A 23,094-nucleotide genomic window follows, 5' to 3' on the forward strand; every position below is an offset into this window, starting at 1 on the left:
AATGAATCCGCCGAAACAACCAAGAAAACAATGGACATGCCAGATCGAAAAACACTGCTTGCAGCGATCAAATCTTGGCTTTTAGGCCACAATGTGTTTAAATGTGGCAACATCAAAGTGCATTTGCATAAGCGACCAACTTTACCATGTCATCAATATTGGAGAGACTTAATCGGTTTTCTTTGATAAACCGTTTAACCGCCCGCTCATTATTTTTGCCAAAGATTTCAAGTAGCTGGTTTTTTTGGGGCTTGGTAAAAGTTGGCACGCCATCAGCCAATTTGATGTAGAACTGCTCGTCGTCAACAAATCGGTGCGGAAAAGAACCTTGTAGAAATGTTTTCGCCTGCTTCGCCTCTTTGAAGATTTTTGCATGCTTAACATAAAATGAATAGAACGGCCCCTCAAAATATCTGAACAAGTATCCTTCTGATAGGGATCCATCCTTATTCTGATATTCAAGGTACACGACCCTCTGCCCTTTTATCTCACAAGAGATTGCTGGGCTTTTGTAAAATGCCTGCAGTTGGCGCGAGGCACTCCGTTTGATCTCAATCTCATCATTATAGGCATCATATCGCATCGGAAAGTTTTGATACTCCTCGTTCAGGTAATACACCGTTCCATTGTTAAATTCAACATCCAAATAAACCGAGCCTTCAATATCATCTAGGCTTATCGAGCGTTCTTGGCCAAGAGTCGAGGTTTTACGCCGCAACTCATTAAACCATTCTATGGCATGGGGATTGTTGCCCAAAGAACCTTCACCGGTTTTCAGCGCCGCCAACCTTGACCGGGTAAAAACACCCCCCTCACCTTGCGGATAGCAATAAATGACCAAAAGAAAAACCAGAAAGAACAACTTGTTTTTAACCAAGACCTTATACCTTATATTATGTACTACTTAAACAGGCATTGTAACAATAACCCAAAACAAGTAAATAACAATATTTTGAACAAAACGTACTTCTGAATCGGGATTTTTTCTCTTTTTAAGAAAAAGCAAAAAAAAATGACCTTCTTTTTGGCAAAAACATTGCGCAATTCACAATTTTTCCCTCTTTCGAGAACAACCGTCAAATGTGAAATTTTATTAAAATTAGTTTGGATTATTAACATGAAATTATGATTTTAGCGGCTAGCTAATTCAAATAATTTTAAAATGAGAACAAAACTTAATGGATTGTTAACGCTGTTATTGGCGTTCTTTGTGCACCTTTCTTTTGCGCAAGACAAGACGATTACAGGTACGGTGACAGACCAAAACGGCCTGCCGCTCCCTGGGGTGAACATCGTCGTTGAAGGAACGTCAACTGGTACGCAAACAGATTTTGATGGAAACTACTCGATTTCCGCCAGTACTGGCCAAACACTATTGTTTACGTACATCGGCCAAAAAGATGAAAGACGCACCGTTGGCGCAGGAAATGTGATCAATGTGCAAATGTCGGAAGATGCCCAGGCATTGGAAGAAGTGGTCGTAACGGCCCAAGGTATCAAACGTGAAAAGAAGGCCTTAGGATATGCGGTTACCTCTGTGGGTTCCGAGCAACTGGAGCAACGGGCCGAAGGTGATGTTGCCAGGGTACTCGCTGGTAAGGCCGCCGGTGTACAGATTACCGCTGCCGGTGGTGCCTCGGGTTCTGGTACAAACGTGACCATCAGGGGTCTAAGCTCCTTCAGTGGTAGCAACCAGGCGCTCTTTATTGTAGACGGGGTTCCTTTCAGTAATGACACCAACGCGCCCGGAAACTTTATTTCAGGCAATACAGGGTCGTCCCGTTTCTTGGACCTTGACCCGAACAACATTGCCAGTGTGGAGGTTTTGAAAGGTTTGGCAGCCGCCACCCTTTACGGTACACAGGGTAAGAACGGGGTCATCTTGATTACCACCAAGGCCGGTGCTGCTGGCAGCGGGGCAAAAAAGACCGAGATTACCGTGAGCCAGTCTGTCTTTACCAACGAAATGGCTTCTATACCTGATTATCAAGACAAATATGGTAACGGTTTTGACCAGTCTTTCGGATGGTTCTTCAGTAACTGGGGACCAAGTTTTGACCGTGATGGTGTATCAGGTTGGGGCAACCAATCAGCCATTGATGACAATGGTACGTTGGAGCACCCATATTCTACTACGTCAGTAGCCTCAACAAGAGCTGCTTTCCCAGAACTTCAAGGGGCAAGATATCCATGGAGACCATATGATTCTGTAGAGGAATTTTTCCGCCCAGGTGTGGTTACCAATACCTCTGTGAATGTTGCTGGTTCAACTGCCGATGGGTCGACCAACTATAACTTCAACCTTGGTTACTTGGACGATGAAGGTTTTACACCGGGCAACTCTTTAAACAGGTTGAATGTTTCTATGGGTGGCCGTTCACAACTTTCCAACAAGTTTACCATTAGTGGAACCATGAACTATGCAAGAACCGACTATCGTACACCTCCCATCGCATCAAGTAGGGGTAACGGTACAGATGGTCTTTCCGTTTATGGCAACGTATTGTTTACACCACGAAGTGTTGACTTGATGGGGCTTCCGTTTGAGAACCCAATCGACGGCTCAAGTGTTTACTACCGTAACGGTAATGACATCATCAACCCACGTTGGACCGCCAAAAACGTTACCTACCGACAGTTGACCAACCGTTTTTACTGGAACGCGCAGTTGAGCTATGAAATCAATGAGAACCTGAACCTCAACTGGAGGTCTGGTCTAGATTTCTACAACGAGCGCAACATTAACGGTTCAAACAAAGGGGGGGTAGAATTTACCAATGCCATTTTTGGTTTCTATCAAACATATGACAACAACAATACGATCTGGGAGCATTTCCTTTCTTTGAACGGTAATTACGATCTTTCAGAAAAACTGGGAATGACCTTCACGGTCGGTGCCACTTCAAGACAGGATTTCTTTGATAGACAAGGAGTCAACAGTACCGGCCAGATAGTATTTGGCATCAAGCGCCACTTCAACTTTGAAAACCAGACACCCATTCAGTTCTCCCAGAAGCGTAACATTGTCGGTATCTTGGGTCAAGCTACCTTGGATTACGACAATATGCTATTCTTGAACGTATCTGCCAGAACAGACTGGGTTTCTAACTTGACTTCAGAGAACAATAGCAAAACCTATCCCGGTGTCAGCTTGTCTTTCTTGCCTACAGCGGCCTTTGACGGTCTTCAGAGCGAGAATGGGATCAATTTCTTGAAATTGAGGGCTAGCTACGGTACTTCGGCTACCTTTCCTACCGGATATCCTACTGTCAACGTAGTAGAGCAAACCACCCAAAGGTTCGTAGATGCCCAGGGCAACTTGATGACTGCCAACCAAATCGACAACTTTAGGGCCAATCCTGATTTGAAGCCTGAGCTGTTGGAGGAATATGAATTCGGTATCGAATCGCGTCTTTGGAAAAACAGAATTTCTTTGGATTTCACCTACTTTAACAGGGTGACCAACGATTTGATCGTTACCGAGCCATTGTCGCCATCAACCGGTTTCTCTTTCACCCAAAGCAACGTTGGTGAAATACAGAACAAAGGATTTGAAGCGGATTTGGGAGTTGATATTTTTAAAGGAGAAAACTTCAGTTGGAACTCAAGGGTCAACTTCTTTACCAACAATGAGACCGTTACAGAACAAGAGCAAGATTTCATTGCCTACGCCGGTTCATTGGCGGTTGGCGGAGGCCTTTTCAGGGGTTCAAACGCCGCTATTGAAGGTGAATCTTTGGGTGCTATTGTAGGTACGGCGATTGGAAGGGATGAAAACGGTAATTTCTTGGTAAATGACGCAGGAAACTATGTAGTGGTTGAGCAAGACAATGACGGAAATGTACCCGTTATTGGAGACGCTATTCCTGATTATACCATGAACTTCATCAATACCTTGCGCTACAAGAACTGGAACCTGAACTTTCAGGTAAACCATGTCAAGGGTGGTGACATCCTTTCGAGTACGGTTGCCGTGCTGTTGGGTAGAGGTTTGATTGTTGAGACCCAAGACAGGGAAAACACCTATATTTTGCCAGGTGTTAACCAAACAACTGGAGAAGTCAACAACAAGCAGATAAACAACTCGACTTATTTCTTCAGTAACCTGTTGTTCGGTCCAACAGAGACTAGAATCTATGACGCCTCTGTAATCCGCTTACAAGAAGTTTCTTTGGGCTATACCTTCCCATCGAAGTTGCTCGAAAAGACCCCATTTGGTTCTTTGAGCATCACAGCCCAGGGCTTCAACCTATGGTATGATGCCTACAACACCCCAGATGGTGCAAACTTTGACCCGAATGTTCAGGGTGTGGGTATCGGTAACGGACGAGGATTCGACTTCATCAACGGGCCTAGTTCCAGAAGGTACGGTGTCAGTGTAAAGGCTTCATTCTAATAAAAAATTGTTAATGGATAATATCATGAAAAACATTTTTAAATACATAACAGTTGTTTTTATCGCAGGTGGGCTTTTTACCGCCTGTGAGACAACGGACTTGGACTTAAGGGTAAGTCCGAACGACCTAGCGGCAGACCAGGCAGACCCTAACCTGCTGCTCAACTCGATCCAACTGGCATACGGCACTAATATGCAAACTATCAGTGACCGTGGTGCCGAATTGACACGGATCGATTACATGTTTGGTAGAAACTACTTCAACAACTATCCCGGTAACACCTTTGACGGTATTTGGTCAAGAACCTACAGTAGTGGGGGTAATGGTGTAGGGGATGGTGTCAGTGTAGGTATTTCTACCAACGTGGCTGCCCTTGAGGATATCAACGCAAACAGTGAAGTGGATTATTCATTTCATGTTGGCGTGGGCAAGACCCTTCAGGCACACATGCTGTTCCTTTTAGTGGATTATATCGGAACGGCCGCTTGGAGCCAGGCATTGAACCCTTCTGAATTTCCCGCTCCCACTTTGGACAGTGGAGAGGAAATCTACAACGTGGCATTTGGCCTTTTGGATGAGGCCGAGAGCCTTTTGGCCTCGAATCCTCCAACACAAGGTGCCCAGGATATTTTCTATGAAGGGGATGCCTCTAAATGGGTAAAATTGATCAACACTTTGAGGTTGCGCGCATACAAGAACACTGGAAACACTTCAGCGTTCAACAACATTATCGCAGGCGGCAACTTTATTTCTAGCAATGAGGATGATTTCCAATTGCAATATGGTACAAGTGAATTACAACCTGATTCACGTCACCCAGACTATGCTGCTGATTATACGCCTTCTGGAGCCAACATTTACCAGTCAAACTGGTTGATGGAGACCATGCTAGACTACGGTGACCCAAGAATCCGTTACTACTTCTATCGTCAGGTGGATGCCACACCAGGTGCTGATGCTCCTGCAGATGAGGAAACCTTGGCCTGCTCATTGGTAGTACCTCCACAGCACTACCAAGATGGTGGTTTCACTTATTGTAGTGTGCCCAATGGTTATTGGGGTCGTTCTCACGGTAACGACGAAGGTACACCTCCTGACAACTTCCTGAGAGCTGCAGTTGGTGTTTACCCAGCAGGTGGGCGTTTCGATGACAATAGTTTTGATGTAGTAGGTTTAGGTCTTGGTGGCGGTGGTGCCGGTATTGAGCCCATCATCTTGGCTTCTTATGTTGATTTCTGGAGAGGTGAGATGGCTGCCAACGACACCGAGCGTGCCAACTTCTTGAGGGCGGGTCTTGAAAAGCATATCGCAAAAGTCCAATCGTTCGGATCTTTGGATAGTTCTGCTGATCTATCATTTGCACCTACAGCTGCAGAGGTTACGGCTTATATCGATGGTATTGTGAGCGACTTCAATGCTGCTACTGGTGATGACAAGGAGAACATCTTTGCGGAGCAATACTTCATCACCCTATACGGCGGTGCTACTGAAGCGTACAACTATTACAGAAAAACGGGATATCCTACTACCTTGCTTCCAAACTGGGAGCCAGATCCAGGACCTTTCCCACGTACGTTCTTGTTGCCACAGAACGAGGTCATTACGAATCCAAACTTGACCCAGAGGTCAGATTTGACAACACAGGTTTTTTGGGACACCAACCCTCCAAGTCCCACCTTCCCTCCAGCAAACTAAAAAATGATTAATGATGAAAAAGTTTGCTAAATATTTATTAGGAACCACATTGCTTGGAGCACTTTTGGTGTTCTCAGGATGTGAAGATGGGGATAAGGTCTTCGATGAAATACAAGCCAATGTTCAGAGAGGAGCCGTTTTAAGAACTATAAACCTCATTTCAAACGAACTGCCAATCGGGCAAGCCGATGCAGGATTTGAAGTGGAACTGGAAGTACAAGACCAAGAAAACGGAAACCTTGTACAGACAGTTGAGGTATATGTTGGTTTCAGGGACAATACTGAGGAAGTAGGACCTGGAACGAATGTAGAGGAATCACTATTCGACACTGTTGATAGCTCAACCTTTACTATAGGGGAGTTTGGTCTTCCGAGATTTAGTTACGCCATTACCCTGGCAGAGATGCTTTCTTTTGTGGGACGGAGTGAGTCTGATATCACGGGTGGTGATCAATTTGAAATCCGTTTCGAATTGGTTTTGACAGATGGACGTCGCTTTTCGTTCGCGGACAATTCAGGTACGCTAACAGGTTCGTTCTTTAGTTCGCCATTTTTGTATACCCCTACGGTGGTTTGTCCGATTGGAGAAGACCAATTTGTGGGAGACTATGTAGTCAACCAAGTGGTACCCGGAATATTCGCTTCCAACACTTGGGGGGATGGCACGACGGTAACGCTCATGATTGGGGAAACCTCCACACAAAGAGTTTTCGAAGCCGTATATCTTCCAGATTTCGGTATTGGAAATGGACCTAGAGCTTTTGCTTTTGATCTGGTATGTGGTTCTGTCAATCCTCTCCCTGGTCAGGCATCAGGTCTTCAATGTAGTGCAGGTATCACGTTAGGCCCTCCAGTTGAAGCTGCGCCAGGAACATATGACCCTGCAGATGACAGCGTCTTCAATATTGTGCTCAGAGACGATGAAAGCGATGATTGTGGCGGTGGTGTTGATGCAGAGGTTCGATTGACTAAACTTTAATAAGCAGTGATGAAAGAACCTTTTGATATCATTCAAAGAGTTTCTAGTCATAGCTAAGTTAACGATAAAACCACCTGCTATGTCGGGTGGTTTTATTGCAACTGACCTAAGTGTCTCAAAATGGCTAATAACAAAAAAGAAAAATTATCTTATGAAAATCTTTAGTAAAATACTCTCATTTATGGTGTTGTTCTTCTTCATCTCTTCTTGTGAAGAAGGAGACAAGGTCTTTGATGAGATTCAAGCCAACGTACAGCGGGGTGCGGTCTTAAGAACCATAAATGTTATATCCAACGAGATTCCTATCGGCAACAATGATTCAAATTTCAGTGTAGAAGTTGAAATTCAGGATCAAGAAAATGGTAAACTCGTGCAAGCAGTTGAAGTATATATCGGTTTTAGGGACAATACCGTTGCAGACGGTGAAACAGATTTGGATACCGAAGAGGTTCTAGTTGAAATCCTCGACCCTTCAACCTTTTCAATAGGTGAATTTGGTTTGCCCAGAACAACTTATACCATCACCCTACCAGAAATGGTTGCCGCACTTCCCATCTCTAACGACGACGTTGATGGATCTGACCAGTTTACCATTCGTTTTGAGCTGGTATTAGTGGATGGAAGAAGGTATTCTTTTGCCGACAACTCCGGCACATTGACAGGTTCGTTCTTTAGTTCACCATTTCTCTACACAGCCACTGTAGTATGCCCACCCAAACCACCTACACCAGGGGTTTGGACTGTGGAAATGCAAGATGCATTTGGCGATGGATGGCAACCAACCACTGCTGATGGTGGCGGCCCAGGCCTTGTTGTTACATTAAGTGATGGCACCGTTTATGAGATTGGCCTTTGCACGCCCTATGAAGATCCGGGGTATGATTGTACAGATGGGGCCAGTTCTGGTACTACCACATTTACTGTTCCTGCCGGATTAACGGAAGCTGCTGATTTTAATTTCAGGGGTGATTTTTGGGGTGAGATATCCTTTCAAATCATCACACCAAATGGAAATACGGTTGCAGACATTCCTGCAGGTACCGAGGCTGGCAGCATTGCCATTGATTACTGTAAAGACTAATTGAAGATTGGATTATAATTTTAATAGAGAAAAAGCCACCTTTCATAGGTGGCTTTTTTTATTCACCCTGTTAAAAAACTTCATTATACATCAATAAAATCAAGTATTCTTGTTAATCACAAAAGTTCGTAATAATTTGTGGGGCATTTTCGGCCACATACTAATTTTAATGCTTATAGAACATGTTTCGGAATAAATATCTTTTTTGCCTATTGTCGGTCTTTGCAGTCATTGCCTGTAAACAAAAGACAGCGGAGGTAGTGGACGAAGAAAAAAAAGACCGGATTGTTGAAAAGAAACAAATCTTCAAAAAATTGGAAGCCAATAGTACTGGCGTTAATTTTGAAAACAACATCACCGAAAACCTTGAAACCCTTGAAAATCTTTTCAATTTTGACTATTTCTACAACGGTGCAGGCGTTGGTGTTGAAGATATCAACAACGATGGTCTTTTGGATATCTTTTTTTGTGGCAACCAAGTACCGAACAGATTGTACTTGAACAAGGGTAATTTACAATTTGAAGACATAACAGAAACGGCCGGCATCAACCAAGGAAAGATTTGGTCCAATGGAGTGGCCTTTGTCGACATTAATAACGATGGGTGGATGGATATCTATGTCTCACAAGGTGGTCCCAATAATAGGCCAAATCGAAAGAACCTGCTATTTATCAATCAAAAAAACAATACTTTTCTAGAAAACGCAGATGAGTATGGACTAGCTGATATGGGTATCAGTACGCAATCGGCATTTTTCGACTATGACCGGGATGGTGACCTCGATTGCATCGTAATGAACGAAAATGAGTATTATGGGGTTGACCCTATTAATCTGTATCGGATGGTCGAGGGTAACCTAGAGGCACAATATTTCAATTCTTCCCATTTCTATAGAAACGACAACGGTCGTTTTGTCCATGTGACCAAAGAGGTCGGCATACAACGGCCTATTTTTGGATTGGGCCTTGCCATAAGTGACATAAACAACGATGGTTGGCTAGACTTTTACATTGCCAGTGATTACTACATTCCTGATGCCTTGTTCATCAACGAAAAGGGTGTTTTTGTCGATAAGATCAAAGAGTACACCAACCAGATTTCCTTTTACGGAATGGGTATTGACATTGCCGATGTCAACAACGATTCCAAGCAAGATATTTTCGTGCTCGATATGGCTTCAAGCGACCATAAGCGCTCAAAGACACTAATGGCATCTATGAGCACCGACCGTTTTGATTACCTGGTAAATAAGGCCAACTTCCATTACCAATATATGTACAATTCATTTCAGCTAAATATTGGTAACAATAAGTTCAATAATATCGCCCAAATGACCAAAACGGCCAATACCGATTGGAGTTGGTCAGTGCTAATGACAGATTTTGATCTTGACCAAGACAAGGATATTTATGTTACCAACGGATATAGGCGCTATGCCCTCGACAATGATGTTCAGAACAAGGTTTTTGAGGCCCGCATGAAATATGGTAAGAATGTACCTCTGGAAATAAAAAAACAACTTTATTATGACATGCCCTCTGAAAAATTGCAGAACATCCTGTATGAAAACCAAGGTAATCTAAAATTTGTAGACCGTGCTTCAGAATGGGGTCTGGAGGATTTTACTTTTAGCAACGGGGCTGCACAGGCAGACCTTGACAATGATGGTGATTACGATTTAGTGGTCAACAACATCGATGATAAAGCTCTGGTATATCAAAATGTTTCGGTCGAAAGAAACGAGGGCAACTACTTAAAGATAAAACTGAAGGGAGTAAATTCTGAGCCCTTTGCAAAGGTTTCCATCAAATATGGTGGTAAAGAACAGTACATTGAAAGTCGTAGGATCAAAGGCTACCGGTCATCACACGACAACTCAATCATTTTCGGGCTTGGAAACACAGAAAAAGTTGATACGCTGAAGGTTGAATGGAACAATGGCAGCGCCGAAATACGGTATGATATCCCTAAAAATTCCGTCATTACCTTAGACATTGTAAATGCGAAACCATTGAAGCCTGAGGCAGACAAAGTTATACCGTTCTTTAAGGAAAGTGCGGTGCTTGGCCAACCCATAGTTCACAAAGAAAATCCTTACGATGATTTTGAAGAAGAAATTCTTTTGCCCTACAAACAATCAACACTTGGTCCATTTATGAGTAAGGGCGATTTTAATGGCGATGGCCTAGAAGATGTTTTTATCGGCGGCGCGTCAGGCCAAGCGGGCCAATTACTTAAAAACATAGGCAGTGGTTTTGTGGCCGTGGCTTCAAAAGCATTGGATGATGACAAGGGCCATGAGGATATGGAGTCGGTATTCTTTGACTTCGACAATGATGGAGACCTAGATCTCTTCGTGGTAAGTGGCGGCAACGAATTCGATGAAAATTCCTCTTTCTTTACCGACCGGCTTTACATAAATGATGGCAAAGGCAACTTTACAAAGGCAAAGCAACCTGAGCTTGAAAAATATCCGAAAAATGGCAAAACAGTAACCCCCATAGATTTCGATAATGACGGAGACCTTGATTTGCTTGTTGGAAATCGAGTCATCCCAAGAAATTACCCGAAATTCCAACCCTCTACAATTTTCGAGAACAAAAAAGGCCGCTTGGTCGATGTAACCGAAAAAGTTGCTCCTGAATTAGCCAATTTTGGCATTATCAATGACTTTGTGGCCACCGATTTCGATAATGACGGGCAACAAGATTTTATTGCCGTGGGTGAATGGACAGGAATAGGCCTTTTCAAAAACCAAAATGGAAGCTTTCAGAACGTGGCAAAGGAAAAAGGCCTTGGCGAAGAGCGTGGCTGGTGGTTCTCCATTGCACAGACCGATGTGAACAATGATGGTCTCAAAGATTACGTGGTCGGCAATGTAGGCCTAAACATCAAATTCAAGGCCAACAAGAAAAAACCGTTCAAGGTGTTTGCAGACGATTTTGATGGAAATGGCACAAATGATATTGTTCTGAGTAAAGAATATAATGGCGCATACGTGCCCGTAAGAGGCCGTGAGTGTTCTTCACAACAAATGCCCTTTATCAAAGAAAAATTCGAAACCTACAACGAGTTTGCCAATGCAACCTTGGTAGACATTTATGGTGAAGACCTGTCGAACGCGTTTCAAAGTGAAGCCACAGAGTTTAATTCAATTGTTTTGGTGAACAGGGGTAGTGGCGATTTTGAAAAAATACTACTGCCGGTTGAAGCGCAAATGTTCCCTATTCTTTCAATTGATATTTATGATTTGAACGGTGACGGTTTTGAAGATTGCGTAATTGCCGGCAACCTATATGAAACAGAAGTCGAGACACCCCGTCTGGATGCGTTTTCAGGCTTGGCCCTGCTATCAAACCAAGAAAATGGCTATCAGGCGCTCACATATGAAGAAACAGGGCTTTACCTAGATGGCAACACAAAAGATGCCCTTTTTGTAGATTTGAACGGCACAAAGCATCTGTTGGTATCTAAAAACAATGATAGAGCGCAATCTTTTGTCTACCAACCCTAGATTGAAGGTCGTCGGCCATATGGGTTTTTAAGCTAATTATAACACATAATTTCACGATTTATTTAGGCAAATGGCTATTTTCGTGAAAATTTAAATTCTTATGAAAAAAACACATTTCCTGTTAGCACTACTATCTGTTTCAGCCCTTGTCGTAAATGGACAAACATCGGGACAAGTTGCCTCTTACACGGCAACAGGGGCAGATGGAGGCTTTACCGATGCCGCCTTGCAATACGTTACCGGTTCAATTTCTGGCGCAAAAGAAAAACTCTCCTATGAAAATAGAAGTGATATACAAGGTAGCCCATATACCTCCAATGCTTTTCAGTACACAACTTTATTCTATGACGGTGAGCCGGTGCAAAATATTTATTACCGATACAACGCCTACAACGAGGAAATAGAGATAAAGCAAAAAAACCTTGAAAACGAGCCTATCAGGGCTTTGGGAAAAGACAAGAAGATTTCAATCTTGGTAAATGGCCAACCTTTGAGTTTCAAGACATTTATTGACAAAAAGGGCAATACCTTAAATGGTTACCTGGTGACCTTGGTAGAAGGCGAAGAATATACGTTGTACAAACGTATAAACGTTAAGTTTACAGAAGGTCAAAAAGCCCAAAACTCTTTTGTCAAAGCAATTCCCGCTAAATTTTCAAAGTTTACGGAATATTACGTCGAGGCTAAAGGCATAAACCGAATAGACGAGATACAGCTCAAGAATAAAAAGCTATTGAAGCTTCTGCCCCCTGACAAAAAAGAAAATTTGGCTGGATATTTAAAGCAAAACAATCTTAATATTAAAGAAGAGCAAGATCTTAGACAGGTGTTTATGTACTTGAATAGCTAAATTTTGCTTAATAACATTCTAAAAACCCACTTCTTCAAGTGGGTTTTTTTGTAATTTGATTACAATGGTAAATTCTGAACAGATATATGGTATACATGCCGTAATGGAAGCCATAAAGGCCGACGAACCCATCAACAAGGTCTACCTGCAGAAAGGCCTGAAAGGTGGCCTGTTCAAGAGCCTTGAAACCTTGGCTCGAAAAAAACGGTTGATGGTCTCGTATGTGCCCATCGAAAGGCTCAACAAACTCACTAAAAACAACCATCAGGGTGCCGTGGCCCTGATATCACCCGTTGCCTTCCAAAATTTTGAAGATACTGTTGAAAAAATCCTGCAAAAACAAGAACTGCCATTCTTTCTTCTCTTGGATGGTATTTCCGATGTTCGAAACTTCGGGGCCATCATCAGAACCGCCGAATGTTGTGGAGTAGACGCCATTGTGGTGCCCAAAAACAACTCTGCCCCTATTAATGCCGATGCGGTAAAGACCTCAGCCGGCGCCGCCTTCAAAATTCCGATCACCAAGGTCGACCATTTAAAAGATGCCATATTCTACCTGCAATCATCCGGAGTGGAAATCGTTGCTGCCACCGAAAAGGCTGATACCTTTGTCTACGATGTTCCACTGAATAGGGCCTGTGCGGTCATTATGGGTTCAGAGGGTAGCGGAATATCACCCTCGCTGTTGAAGTTGGCGGATCACACTGCCAAATTGCCCATGTTGGGCGAAATAGAGTCGCTGAATGTATCGGTGGCCTGTGGGGTGTTTCTTTATGAGGTTGTGCGGCAGCGAAAGGGCTAGTCGTCCCTCTTTTTATACTGATAGTTGATTTTTGCCCCATCCCCTTCTACATCGGGTTTTCTTTCTATGAAATTTCCGTGTTCATCAAAATGCTTCATAAACTCATCTTCCTCCTCGTTATAATCTTCACGCTCCCATACATACCTCTTTTCAACGGGAACCTTTGTTCTTACCACCAAGGCCAAGAACAGCCCTGTTAAAAATCCTGAAAGATGTCCTTCCCAAGAAATTCCATCCTTTATCGAAAAAATATACCAAAGCATTCCTCCATAAATAAAGACAACCGTCAAAGACAGGGCAATCAATCGGTAATACTTGGCAAAGATTCCTTTAAAAAAAATAAAGCTTGCCAGTACGTAGATGATTCCGCTTGCCCCAATATGGTATGATGGCCGTCCGATGAGCCAAGTGAGCAACCCTGAAAGCAGCCCCCCGACCAACAATACCCAAACTGCCTCTCTCCTATAAAAATAGAACAGAAACGCCGTCAGCAATATCAGGGGCAACGTATTGTTGTATAGATGTTCTACCGAGCCATGGATGAACGGACTTAAAAGAACGCCCCGCAACCCCTTTAAGGTTCTCGGATATACCCCGTAATCGTTAAAATTGACCCCAAACCGAACCTCGAACCAGAACACCGACCAAATGGCCAGGGCCGCCAGAAGGGGTGCCAACAACACGGCATTTGAAAACTTAAATTGACTTGGTGTGGCCATATGCTTGTTACCTTGCAATTTAGTATCCAAAATTTTAAAATGGCACAAATTGTCAGGCCCTTTTGTCCTATTTTTATGCAATGAGTGAACCTTTGGCAGAAAGAATCAGACCGAAAACACTGGATGAATACATTAGCCAACAGCATTTGGTAGGCCCCACGGGGGCCCTATACAACCAAATAAAAAAAGGCATGGTGCCTTCTTTGATATTTTGGGGGCCGCCCGGTACGGGCAAGACTACTTTGGCCCAAATAATCGCAAATGAAAGTGGCCGTCCCTTCTATACCTTGAGTGCCATTAGCAGCGGAGTCAAAGAGGTGCGCGAGGTTATTGCCAAAGCGAAACAGAGCGACGGACTGTTCACTTCAAAAAACCCCATTTTATTCATCGATGAAATACACCGGTTCAGCAAATCACAACAAGACTCGCTTTTGGGGGCTGTTGAAAAAGGATGGGTAACGCTTATTGGCGCAACGACCGAAAATCCGAGTTTTGAAGTGATTCCCGCCCTGTTGTCACGATGTCAGGTATACATACTCAATGCCTTCGGAAAAGAAGATCTAGAAGCCCTATTGCTGCGTGCCATAAGAGAAGATGCACTGTTAAAAGCAAAAAAAATAACCCTTAACGAAACCGAGGCCCTACTGCGCCTTTCTGGAGGAGATGGTAGAAAGCTGCTGAACATCTTCGAACTCATTGTAAACTCTGAGGAAAGTGATCAAGTGATCATCACCAATACACTTGTACAGCAGAAAGTCCAGAAAAATACGGTGCTGTATGACAAGGCCGGGGGACAACATTATGATATCATATCGGCATTCATCAAGTCGATCAGGGGCAGCGACCCAAATGCCGCCGTATATTGGCTGGCCCGCATGATCGAGGGGGGCGAAGATGTAAAGTTCATTGCCCGTAGAATGGTCATTTTAGCCTCGGAAGATATCGGAAATGCGAACCCAACGGCCCTGGTACTGGCCAATGCCACTTTTCAAAGCGTCAATATTATCGGGTATCCAGAGGCGCGGATCATTTTGAGCCAGTGTGCCACCTATCTGGCCAGTTCACCAAAAAGCAACGCCAGCTACCTGGCCATTGGCAATGCGCAGCAAAAAGTACGTGAAACAGGTGACCTGCCCGTGCCCTTGCACATAAGAAACGCCCCCACCAAATTAATGAAAGACTTGGGCTATGGCAAAGAATATGCCTATGCCCATGACTATGAGGATAATTTTGTTCAATCAGAATTCTTACCCGAAGAACTATCAGGAACAACATTTTATAAACCCGGAAACAATCCTAGAGAAAACGCCTTTAGGGAATTTTTAAAAAAGCACTGGAAAGACAAGTACGATTTCTAAAATTTAATGTTCAACTCTTTCATCACATCTTGGTCATCGTCTTCATACTGCAAGAACCACTTGCCATCTTTTTTGAATACAATGCCGTTTTTGTCGTCATCGACCACCAAATAAACATCTGGCACCGATGTTTTTTGAAGTTTATAGCGAACCTTAGGGGTGGTATCAACCAATTGATATCCCTTTTCAATCGGCTGGGCATATAGAATATCTGCTTTTGAGGCGCTTTTGCCGGTATTTGATCCGGCCGTATCTTTTTTTACCATCGTTGAGGCCACTGGTTCTTTAGACTTGTATAGCTGCTCTTCTATGGTCGACTTTTGCTCGACAACCTGAGAAGATTTGTTCTCAAGGTCTTTGGCTGCTTCTTTCTCCAAACTTTTTACATCATTGTCAAAGTTAAGTGTTACCGCATCGGTACCTTCCTTTTTCTCTTTTGGTACATAATTGTGCGTCATTCCCTTTAAAGAAGCAAAAGCACCTCTGATGGCCTCCTCATAAGAAGCCCGGTATTCTTTTAGCTTGCTACGGCCCTGAGCCGTTTGAAATATGAGATTGTTCTCACAGTCTTCAAAAGCAAGGGTGGTTCGTGTAACAAAAAGGTTTGAATCATCCCAAAGCCGTACCCAAAGGCCCAGACATCTGTCGCGGTTCAAGTCATCGGGGAAATCGCCCTCATACACCACATTGAACCCCTGTTGGTCAAAGAGATACTTGACCAAGGTGCTAGTGGCATGCTGGTTCTCGTTTTTAAAGGCCGCAAATTTTTTGGGTACGACTATGTATTTGTAGTCACTGAACTGGGCAAAAGCCATTGCGCCACCCATTAAAAAAACCATTAAAACCAATGCAATGTTCCTCATGTTGAAACGATAATCAATTATCGTTCCAAGATATGATATTAAATCCGAATTGAAAAGATGCGTAGTGGCTGTCGGCCACATTTCGGTAGCCCAACAAATTATCGGCCAATATGTAAAAATTTACCGGCCCGGCCTGCAGATTAAGCCCCAAGCCAATATTGGAAAAAGAATACTTGTCAACCGTATAGGTCGTTTTCAGGGCCAGCACATTGCCCAGCCTTCTTTGATAGAAGGCCGTTAAGGCCGCCTGTGGACCCTTGGGGCGATTGATAACAAACAAATGGCCACCGACACTGTTCACATAATCAAAAAAATCTCTTGCGTTTACGGCATCATACCCGCAATAACATGGCGCCCCGCCCGAATTGCCTTCTCCAAAATTATAGCGTATCGAGGCATTCAGCTTTATTGGTCGTAAGGAAACAAAACTGTTTTGGTCCGTGCCAAAGGGTACCAGGCGCTCTAAGTCGTCGACCAGTTCTTGCCAAAGGTCATTGTTGCCCTGAAAAAGGTCTTCGGGCAAAATGATCTCAATACCCTCATTGGTTGCAGCCCCGTTAAGGGTATAGTTCTCAAGTCCGTTGCTATGGTATATAAAGCCCACGTCCAATATGCTTCCGGTCAAGAAAGTATTTTCGTTCAGCTGATAGGTAAATCCAAAATCGGCACCCAAGCCAAGGTTGCCGCCAAAAAAAGAGCGCCCCAGCAACCATTTCTGTAAATCTTTTTGTGTAGTGTTGTTGTCTTCATCCAGTATATCTATCAGTTCTTTAAAGCCCGATGTCTGCAATTCAAGTTCTGCCACCAAGGTGTTCTCCAAAATATTATCATCGCCGGGAGTGGTAACAAAGTAGCCAGAATTCCTTTTTGATTTAAACTCAAACACACTTGAATAAATCTTGGCACGCACCCCGAGGTTCAGTTTGTCGCTCATCTTGCGGTTTACCCCAAAGTGAAAAACGTTCACCGCCTCGCCCTGTAATGTCAGATGCCCTAGGTCAAACCGTCTGTTCAAATTATTGGCATTTCCCTCAAAGGCCAAAATCGCCAGATCTTTTGGCCAAAAAACGCTGGTAAAACCCTCGCCGTACATTCCAAAAGAGTAATAGTCGTCAGGTCTGTTCGCGCTTCTGAACCCCCCATAAAAAACCTCTATCTGTCCACTACCACTAAACTCGTCCCTTGGGCTCATGCTATATAGCGCCCTGTCGCGCACTTTCGTGGTGAAATCAATTCCGTCGTTGGCAAAAAGGTCGTTCACTGTTATACCGCTGCTACCGGCCTGAAAACCGATACCTGACAACACCGGTATGCCCACATGCCACTTGTAAGGAGTCTTGACACCTGGGTTCAACATCAATGATTGGGGAATTTCATAAAAGTCGTAGAGCAGTTGTTTGTTCTGCGCCGAGAGAAAAGCAGTGCCAAGAAGGCAGACCAAGATCAACAGTTTCCATTTCTTCATTTGAGGCGAAACCTAAATTCGGCGCTTGACCGGAGTATGATTTTTGGGTCGGGTTGCGAAGAGGTACTGCTGTTGTCACTTTGATTGATCGCCCCTACCCTTATATTTGTAGTATTTCTGAGAATATCGAGACTTCTCCCCCCATTGCCATAGGCAATTTGCCTTTCAAGCAAGGGAGCCGGATCGGCCTCTATGGTAAATGCCTCTGTATCGAGCACATTGCCCCCTTCATCCAAAAACTCAACGGTTATATCAATTTCTTTGCTTGTGGTATTCTCAACTTGGTAAGTAATGACGCCTTCAAGCACCCGTTCGGCCACAAACTCTTCGTTAAAGGCCTCGAAAGTAAATACCTCGGAGTAAAAACTGCCGCTGCTTGCCAAATTGATGGTGCTTTCATCAGACTCGAGATAAAAGATACTGGTGGCAAGTGTAGGGGTAACGCTCAGGTCGTCGAATTGGTCAAAGTTCTGCTCTTCAGAGCAGCCCACCACAAAAACCAGTGCCGAGATGGCAATTCCCAAACCAAAGACCCATTTCTTCATTTTGTATAGCAATTTTATTAGTAAACAACCAATGACCGTTGTACCCTACTATAACTCTACAAAATGCTTTTTATTTCACTCAAATGGGTGATGATCTTGCAAAAATCGTGGTTTGAATCTTGGGTGGGATTGAAGTGCAACGTATGGAAACCCACTGCTTGGGCCCCTAGAATGTCGGCCTCTAGATTGTCGCCGACCATCAGGCTGTTTTCTGGGGCCACCCTCGTTTTCGCCAAGGCCAGTTCAAAAATTCTCGGATGTGGCTTTTTGACCCCCGCCATCTCTGAATTTATAATGGCCTCGAAATAATGCAATATCTTGGCGTTTTTTAGTTTTTTGTGCTGAATTTCCCCAAAACCATTGGTAATGATGTGGAGCCTGTAATTGGGCCTCAAATAGTCCAACACCTCTTTTGTATGCGGAATGATGTGGTTAAAACTTGACAGGTAGCGTATATAATCATCTGACAAACGGTCGATCATTGAGCGGTCTATGGACATCCCAAGCGTATCAAATGTCTTTTTCAGCCGTTGGTAGCGTAGTTCCTCTTTGGTGACCTTTTCTTCACGGTACAGCTTCCAATATTCAAAATTGATGGGTACATAAACTTGCAAGAACATAGGAAGCGAAACATGGATGCCATTTTGAAGAAATATCTTTTCAAAGGTCAGCGCAGAGTTTCTTTCAAAATCCCACAGGGTATGGTCAAGATCAAAAAAAATATCGGTCACCTGCCCATTAAACATAATAGCGCTTTAAAAAGTTTTGGTACAGCTGGATCCAGTCAATCTGCTGTTTGCTTCCCAATAGTTCATTGGAAAATACCGTGATAAACTCCCCGTTCACAGTTTTGACCTGACGGTACATACCATCGACTTTCTCAAGGGCATCTGCGATGCTTTTATATCCCGTAAGGGCATAATCATGTACGGCAAACGGGTGTACCTTCAGCGGTTGCTGTTCTTCTAGGTTAATATCGTAAAAATAGAAAGGAGTGCAGGTGCCGGCGCGAAAGCCCAATTCGTGGGTGTAGCCCATGCTAAAATCATCGGTGAACTCTGCCTCTATCAAATTGCGATAGGTCGTAGGCACATTCACCTTGTTGTACCGTAGCCGAGAATAGTTTACGGGCCTGTTTATAAGCTTTGCCAACCGTTTCTTCTCTGTTTTTAACAACTCTAGATTACCGCCGGCATGAAAAGAGGTGCTCAATGCCACCACGCTGTAATCGGCAATGGCCTTTATCAGGTACCGAAATTTGTTATTGTTGGGCGAGATGTTCTTGTCATGGGTCGAATACTCGGCAAACTGAAAGAAAAACATGGTCTTTACCGGATATTTTTTGTGCAGTTCGATCAAGAGCGAAAAGTTGTCGTATGGGTCTTTTCTTAGACCCAACAGTACCATAAACCGCTGTGCCACCCTGCGCAGCCTAAACTTGCCCAGATCGAACAATAGGCCGCCCAAACTTCGGGCAAGGCCCCTTAGCGCAAAACTGTGCGAGGTGGTCACATTGATAATGGAGGTATAGCGATAGGCCCTGGTCTTTCGCTTGATATCGGGAAAACGCTGTTGGAGTACCCCAAACAATTTGTTTGCCCAAAGATTTACCACCGGCAACTCTAAAAAACCGTTTTTGTAAGCGAGGCTTTCTTTAGCCGGAAACCGGCCCAGGTCATCCTTCACGTGGGGCAGGTATTCTTCATAACGGCTCAAGAGAAAGAAACTCGCCGAAAAAATATCGAAGGGTATCGCACTCATGTCACCTGCTTCAAAAAAACAGGGCAGGCCATCCCAATCGCCCATGCGGATATCAAAATCGTTGATTCCCTGTTCGAAAAGCAAATCGTTGCTACGTACAAAAAATTCGTTCTGCAGGGGTTTTTTGGTATAGGTGATCTTAGGGCCCTTATGCTTTATAAAATCCTCTACCTTGGTGGTAAAGCCAATGTCCACGCCCAATATCTCCCTAAAAATATGCCGCATGGTATAGCGAAAGCGGGCCGTTATCTTATGGGTATAGATGAGCAACATAGGCTGTAAATATCAAGTTTCAAAACCCAAATTCCAAATAAGGCCATTCGTTTACCCCCGATTGGTCATAGAAGTTGTTCGTCGGCAAAGCTTAAATATGCTTTTTGGGCAATGATCAAATGGTCAAGCACTTTGATGTCCAATGCTTGGGCGGCACTCTTCAGCTTTTGGGTGATTGTTTTGTCGGCCTTGCTGGGAACAAGGGTACCCGAAGGGTGGTTGTGCGCCAAAATCAATGCCACGGCCCCCAGCTCAAGGGCCTGTTTCATCACAAGGCGAACATCGACCAAAGTACCTGTGATGCCCCCTTTGCTCAATTGGCCCTTATGTACCACCTTATTGGAGTTGTTGAGATACAGAATCCAGAACTCCTCGTGCTCCAACTCGCCTATCAAGGGCTGCAAAAGCTCAAAAGCATCCCCACTTGAGGCAATCTTGGTAATCTGTTGACCCGCCTCCCTTCGGCGACGTCGTCCGATCTCTAGGGCGGCGGCAATGGTCACGGCCTTTGCCTCTCCAATTCCCTTGAACTGCATCAGCTGTTTCACCGATAGCCGGCCCAAATCGTTCAAGTTGTTGCCGACCGAAGCCAAAATGCGCTTTGAAAGCTCAACAGCACTTTCGTTTTTGGAGCCCGAACCGATCAAAATAGCGATAAGCTCGGCATCTGACAACACCGAACGCCCCTTTTGTACCAATTTTTCCCTGGGTTTATCGTCATCGGCCCAGTCTTTGATGGACAAAGATGCCTTTTCTTCTTGCATGTTATAAATATAGCATTTTGGGCCCAACCATTTGTTGAGGATATGTGCCCATCGAATTCGCCTTTTTCGTATTTTGGGAATTCTGTTAAACCGAAGCCGATGAAATCACTTTTCGACAAAGAAGCGTACGAAGAAATTGTAGCGCGCATTGATAGTCTGTCACCTGACTCGCAACGGCAATGGGGTAAAATGAGCGTGGGACAAATGGCTTGGCACTGCCAGTTTCCACTGAAGATAGCCATCAAGAACGAAGACAAGGGCGTGCGCGGCAACCCTCTGGTTCGCTGGTTCTTTAAAAAATCGCTCTACAACGACAGGCCTTGGCGAAAGAACCTGCCCACCGCCCCCGCTTTAAAGGCAAAACAGGAAAAGGACTTTGAGACAGAAGTGAAAAAATTGAAAGAATTGGTAAAACAGTGCCATGATATCGGCAACCGTACCGAGTGGAACCCCCATCCCCTATTTGGGCGGTTTACCCCAGAGCAATGGGGACAGTTGCAGTACAAGCATCTTGACCACCACCTTCGGCAGTTTGGGGTATAGATATGGCCAACAACTACTAAAAACAAGTGTTCGCGCCCAAGGCCCGTAAAGGCCCCGGTAAGTGCTTTGGGCATTGTTGACCTACATTGCCATGGTTTATACCATTACGCTTTTTACTTGCCCAAAATCCAATCCGCCATAATTGCCAGAGCTCATCAACAAAAAATTGGCCGGTTCTTTGGCCTGTGAAAACAACCATTCCCTAAACGAACCTGCATCGGTAAAGACCTGCAGATCCTTCCTTTGAAAGGCATCGGATATCTGCTGTTCGGTCACCTGCTCCAACCCTTTGATCTCGACAGCCTCTGGTGAATAGTAGACTACCGCATAATCAGCGGTATCCAAGGCGCCTCGGTATTCTTTTAAGAATTCGGCATTGAGACTGCTATAGGTATGCAGTTCTAAACAGGCCACCAACTTACGGTCGGGATATTGTTCTTTTACCGCCCTGGTGGTAGCGGCCACTTTGCTCGGCGAATGGGCAAAATCTTTGAACACCACCGCATAATCTGACTCAGCTATTTTTTCAAGGCGCTTTGAGGCTCCTTTGAACGAGGCAATGGCCTCGTAAAAATCGGCCTCATCGACCCCCATGTTCTGGCAGATCCACTTGGCCCCTGCCAAATTGTTCAAATTATGCGCACCAAAAACCGCAATGGGCAATGGGCCCTCGGGAGTTTCAAGATAGGTGGTGCCCCCATCGACAAAATAATCGGGCGTGCCATAGGGCAGTTTGCGTATGCTGTTCTCCGATGCCTCGACCACTTTCTTGACCTCTTCGTCTTCTTCGTTATAGGCAATGCTTCCGCCCTCAACGATACTATCGACAAAAATCTTGAACTGCTCCACGTAGCCCTCATAGGTAGGGAACACATTGATATGGTCCCAGGCAATACCGCTCAGCAAGGCGATGTTCGGGCGATACAGGTGAAACTTGGGCCGACGATCAATGGGCGACGAAAGGTATTCATCTCCCTCCAAGACAATAAAATCGTTCTCTTTGGTAAGGTGTACCATACGGTCAAAACCTTCCAATTGTGCCCCAACCATATAATCGACCGCTATGCCATGGTAGTCGAGCACGTGTAAGATCATTGAGGTAATGGTGGTCTTGCCGTGGCTGCCACCTATCACCACCCTGGTCTTTTCTTTTGATTGCTCGTACAAAAACTCAGGATATGAATAAATTTTCAGTCCCAATTCCTGCGCCCTTAAAAGTTCGGGGTTGTCAGGTTTGGCATGCATGCCTAAGATAACGGCATCGAGATTTGCGGTGATTTTGTCTGGAAACCACCCAAATTCTTGGGGAAGCAGCCCCTTGTCGGCCAAGCGGCTTTTTGAAGGCTCATAAATGATATCGTCGCTTCCGGTTATCTCGTATCCTTTGTGTTGCAGGGCCAACGCCAAATTGTGCATGGCGCTGCCCCCAATGGCGATAAAATGAACTTTCATAATGGAATGTGTGGTTCAAAGATAGCCTTATT

At 44.4% G+C, this 23,094-nt stretch carries 18 protein-coding genes; 9 read left to right on the forward strand and 9 right to left on the reverse strand.

Going from position 1 to position 23,094, the window contains the following annotated elements; translation table 11 throughout:
- Positions 1-112 precede the first annotated feature (112 nt).
- Complete coding sequence (locus VC82_RS03820) at positions 113-877, reverse strand: hypothetical protein (protein ID WP_045801202.1); 765 nt, start codon at positions 875-877, stop codon at positions 113-115.
- Positions 878-1,162: 285 nt separating this feature from the next.
- On the opposite strand from VC82_RS03820, the gene VC82_RS03830 reads away from it, so the two are divergent.
- The 7 genes from VC82_RS03830 (at position 1,163) to rlmB (ending at position 13,319) form a co-directional block, all read left to right on the forward strand.
- The gene (locus tag VC82_RS03830) at positions 1,163-4,396 is read left to right on the forward strand and encodes a SusC/RagA family TonB-linked outer membrane protein (RefSeq protein ID WP_045801204.1); all 3,234 of its coding nucleotides are present in this window, start codon (positions 1,163-1,165) and stop codon (positions 4,394-4,396) included.
- Positions 4,397-4,421: 25 nt separating this feature from the next.
- Positions 4,422-6,092, forward strand: a complete 1,671-nt coding sequence (locus VC82_RS03835; RefSeq protein ID WP_045803229.1) for a SusD/RagB family nutrient-binding outer membrane lipoprotein — start codon at positions 4,422-4,424, stop codon at positions 6,090-6,092.
- A 10-nt stretch (positions 6,093-6,102) separates the two neighbouring features.
- Positions 6,103-7,071, forward strand: a complete 969-nt coding sequence (locus VC82_RS15200; protein WP_157517971.1) for a hypothetical protein — start codon at positions 6,103-6,105, stop codon at positions 7,069-7,071.
- Between the two features lie 151 nt (positions 7,072-7,222).
- Entirely contained in the window at positions 7,223-8,152 is a 930-nt protein-coding gene (locus tag VC82_RS03845; protein WP_045803231.1) for a hypothetical protein, read from the forward strand.
- A 182-nt stretch (positions 8,153-8,334) separates the two neighbouring features.
- On the forward strand, positions 8,335-11,667 hold the full coding sequence (locus VC82_RS03850; RefSeq protein WP_052698900.1) for a VCBS repeat-containing protein: 3,333 nt from the start codon (positions 8,335-8,337) through the stop codon (positions 11,665-11,667).
- Positions 11,668-11,767: 100 nt separating this feature from the next.
- Positions 11,768-12,517 (forward strand): hypothetical protein, encoded by a 750-nt coding sequence (locus VC82_RS03855; RefSeq protein ID WP_045801205.1) that lies wholly within the window; start codon positions 11,768-11,770, stop codon positions 12,515-12,517.
- Positions 12,518-12,581: 64 nt separating this feature from the next.
- Positions 12,582-13,319, forward strand: coding sequence for a 23S rRNA (guanosine(2251)-2'-O)-methyltransferase RlmB (rlmB, locus tag VC82_RS03860; protein WP_045801206.1), 738 nt, complete (start codon positions 12,582-12,584; stop codon positions 13,317-13,319).
- Here rlmB and VC82_RS03865 read toward each other — a convergent pair.
- Positions 13,316-14,038, reverse strand: coding sequence for a rhomboid family intramembrane serine protease (locus VC82_RS03865; protein ID WP_045801207.1), 723 nt, complete (start codon positions 14,036-14,038; stop codon positions 13,316-13,318). The two genes, rlmB and VC82_RS03865, sit on opposite strands and share 4 nt — an antisense overlap.
- A gap of 80 nt (positions 14,039-14,118) precedes the next feature.
- Here VC82_RS03865 and VC82_RS03870 point away from each other — a divergent pair, with 80 nt between their 5' ends.
- Positions 14,119-15,396, forward strand: coding sequence for a replication-associated recombination protein A (locus VC82_RS03870; RefSeq protein WP_045801208.1), 1,278 nt, complete (start codon positions 14,119-14,121; stop codon positions 15,394-15,396).
- Here VC82_RS03870 and VC82_RS03875 read toward each other — a convergent pair.
- The 6 genes from VC82_RS03875 to radC all read right to left on the reverse strand — a co-directional run bounded on the left by VC82_RS03875 (position 15,393) and on the right by radC (position 21,067).
- A complete protein-coding gene (locus VC82_RS03875) occupies positions 15,393-16,259 on the reverse strand; it encodes a hypothetical protein (RefSeq protein WP_157517973.1) in 867 nt (288 codons plus the stop codon). The genes VC82_RS03870 and VC82_RS03875 overlap by 4 nt on opposite strands.
- Before the next feature lie 13 nt (positions 16,260-16,272).
- Positions 16,273-17,724, reverse strand: a complete 1,452-nt coding sequence (locus tag VC82_RS03880; RefSeq protein ID WP_045801210.1) for a DUF5723 family protein — start codon at positions 17,722-17,724, stop codon at positions 16,273-16,275.
- Entirely contained in the window at positions 17,721-18,269 is a 549-nt protein-coding gene (locus tag VC82_RS03885; protein WP_045801211.1) for a hypothetical protein, read from the reverse strand. Before VC82_RS03885 ends, VC82_RS03880 begins: the two co-directional genes overlap by 4 nt.
- Positions 18,270-18,325: 56 nt before the next feature.
- Positions 18,326-19,015, reverse strand: a complete 690-nt coding sequence (locus tag VC82_RS03890; protein WP_045801212.1) for a YjjG family noncanonical pyrimidine nucleotidase — start codon at positions 19,013-19,015, stop codon at positions 18,326-18,328.
- Entirely contained in the window at positions 19,008-20,303 is a 1,296-nt protein-coding gene (locus tag VC82_RS03895) for a polysaccharide deacetylase family protein (protein ID WP_045801213.1), read from the reverse strand. The genes VC82_RS03890 and VC82_RS03895 overlap by 8 nt, the downstream gene beginning before the upstream one ends.
- A 65-nt stretch (positions 20,304-20,368) precedes the next feature.
- Positions 20,369-21,067 (reverse strand): RadC family protein, encoded by a 699-nt coding sequence (gene radC / locus VC82_RS03900; RefSeq protein ID WP_045801214.1) that lies wholly within the window; start codon positions 21,065-21,067, stop codon positions 20,369-20,371.
- 99 nt (positions 21,068-21,166) lie between these two features.
- Here radC and VC82_RS03905 point away from each other — a divergent pair, with 99 nt between their 5' ends.
- Positions 21,167-21,610 carry a DUF1569 domain-containing protein gene (locus tag VC82_RS03905; protein ID WP_045801215.1) on the forward strand — a complete coding sequence of 148 codons (444 nt, stop codon included), beginning with the start codon at positions 21,167-21,169 and terminating at the stop codon, positions 21,608-21,610.
- A 96-nt stretch (positions 21,611-21,706) separates the two neighbouring features.
- On the opposite strand, the gene VC82_RS03910 is transcribed toward VC82_RS03905, so the two are convergent.
- Positions 21,707-23,062 (reverse strand): UDP-N-acetylmuramate--L-alanine ligase, encoded by a 1,356-nt coding sequence (locus VC82_RS03910; RefSeq protein ID WP_045801216.1) that lies wholly within the window; start codon positions 23,060-23,062, stop codon positions 21,707-21,709.
- Positions 23,063-23,094 lie beyond the last annotated feature (32 nt).

It is taken from the genome of Flagellimonas lutaonensis, assembly GCF_000963865.1.
In the GTDB taxonomy this organism is placed as follows: domain Bacteria; phylum Bacteroidota; class Bacteroidia; order Flavobacteriales; family Flavobacteriaceae; genus Flagellimonas_A; species Flagellimonas_A lutaonensis.

What these genes read in the sequence shown, in the direction of transcription:
- VC82_RS03835 (WP_045803229.1), top strand. Translation starts at nt 4,422, where the DNA reads ATGAAAAACATTTTTAAATACATAACAGTTGTTTTTATCGCAGGTGGG.
- VC82_RS03905 (WP_045801215.1), top strand. Translation starts at nt 21,167, where the DNA reads ATGAAATCACTTTTCGACAAAGAAGCGTACGAAGAAATTGTAGCGCGC.
- VC82_RS03855 (WP_045801205.1), top strand. Translation starts at nt 11,768, where the DNA reads ATGAAAAAAACACATTTCCTGTTAGCACTACTATCTGTTTCAGCCCTT.
- VC82_RS03870 (WP_045801208.1), top strand. Translation starts at nt 14,119, where the DNA reads ATGAGTGAACCTTTGGCAGAAAGAATCAGACCGAAAACACTGGATGAA.
- rlmB (WP_045801206.1), top strand. Translation starts at nt 12,582, where the DNA reads ATGGTAAATTCTGAACAGATATATGGTATACATGCCGTAATGGAAGCC.
- VC82_RS03885 (WP_045801211.1), bottom strand. Translation starts at nt 18,269, where the DNA reads ATGAAGAAATGGGTCTTTGGTTTGGGAATTGCCATCTCGGCACTGGTT.
- VC82_RS03880 (WP_045801210.1), bottom strand. Translation starts at nt 17,724, where the DNA reads ATGAAGAAATGGAAACTGTTGATCTTGGTCTGCCTTCTTGGCACTGCT.
- VC82_RS03850 (WP_052698900.1), top strand. Translation starts at nt 8,335, where the DNA reads ATGTTTCGGAATAAATATCTTTTTTGCCTATTGTCGGTCTTTGCAGTC.
- VC82_RS03910 (WP_045801216.1), bottom strand. Translation starts at nt 23,062, where the DNA reads ATGAAAGTTCATTTTATCGCCATTGGGGGCAGCGCCATGCACAATTTG.
- radC (WP_045801214.1), bottom strand. Translation starts at nt 21,067, where the DNA reads ATGCAAGAAGAAAAGGCATCTTTGTCCATCAAAGACTGGGCCGATGAC.
- VC82_RS03830 (WP_045801204.1), top strand. Translation starts at nt 1,163, where the DNA reads ATGAGAACAAAACTTAATGGATTGTTAACGCTGTTATTGGCGTTCTTT.
- VC82_RS03845 (WP_045803231.1), top strand. Translation starts at nt 7,223, where the DNA reads ATGAAAATCTTTAGTAAAATACTCTCATTTATGGTGTTGTTCTTCTTC.
- VC82_RS03875 (WP_157517973.1), bottom strand. Translation starts at nt 16,259, where the DNA reads ATGAGGAACATTGCATTGGTTTTAATGGTTTTTTTAATGGGTGGCGCA.
- VC82_RS03890 (WP_045801212.1), bottom strand. Translation starts at nt 19,015, where the DNA reads ATGTTTAATGGGCAGGTGACCGATATTTTTTTTGATCTTGACCATACC.
- VC82_RS03895 (WP_045801213.1), bottom strand. Translation starts at nt 20,303, where the DNA reads ATGTTGCTCATCTATACCCATAAGATAACGGCCCGCTTTCGCTATACC.
- VC82_RS15200 (WP_157517971.1), top strand. Translation starts at nt 6,103, where the DNA reads ATGATGAAAAAGTTTGCTAAATATTTATTAGGAACCACATTGCTTGGA.
- VC82_RS03865 (WP_045801207.1), bottom strand. Translation starts at nt 14,038, where the DNA reads ATGGCCACACCAAGTCAATTTAAGTTTTCAAATGCCGTGTTGTTGGCA.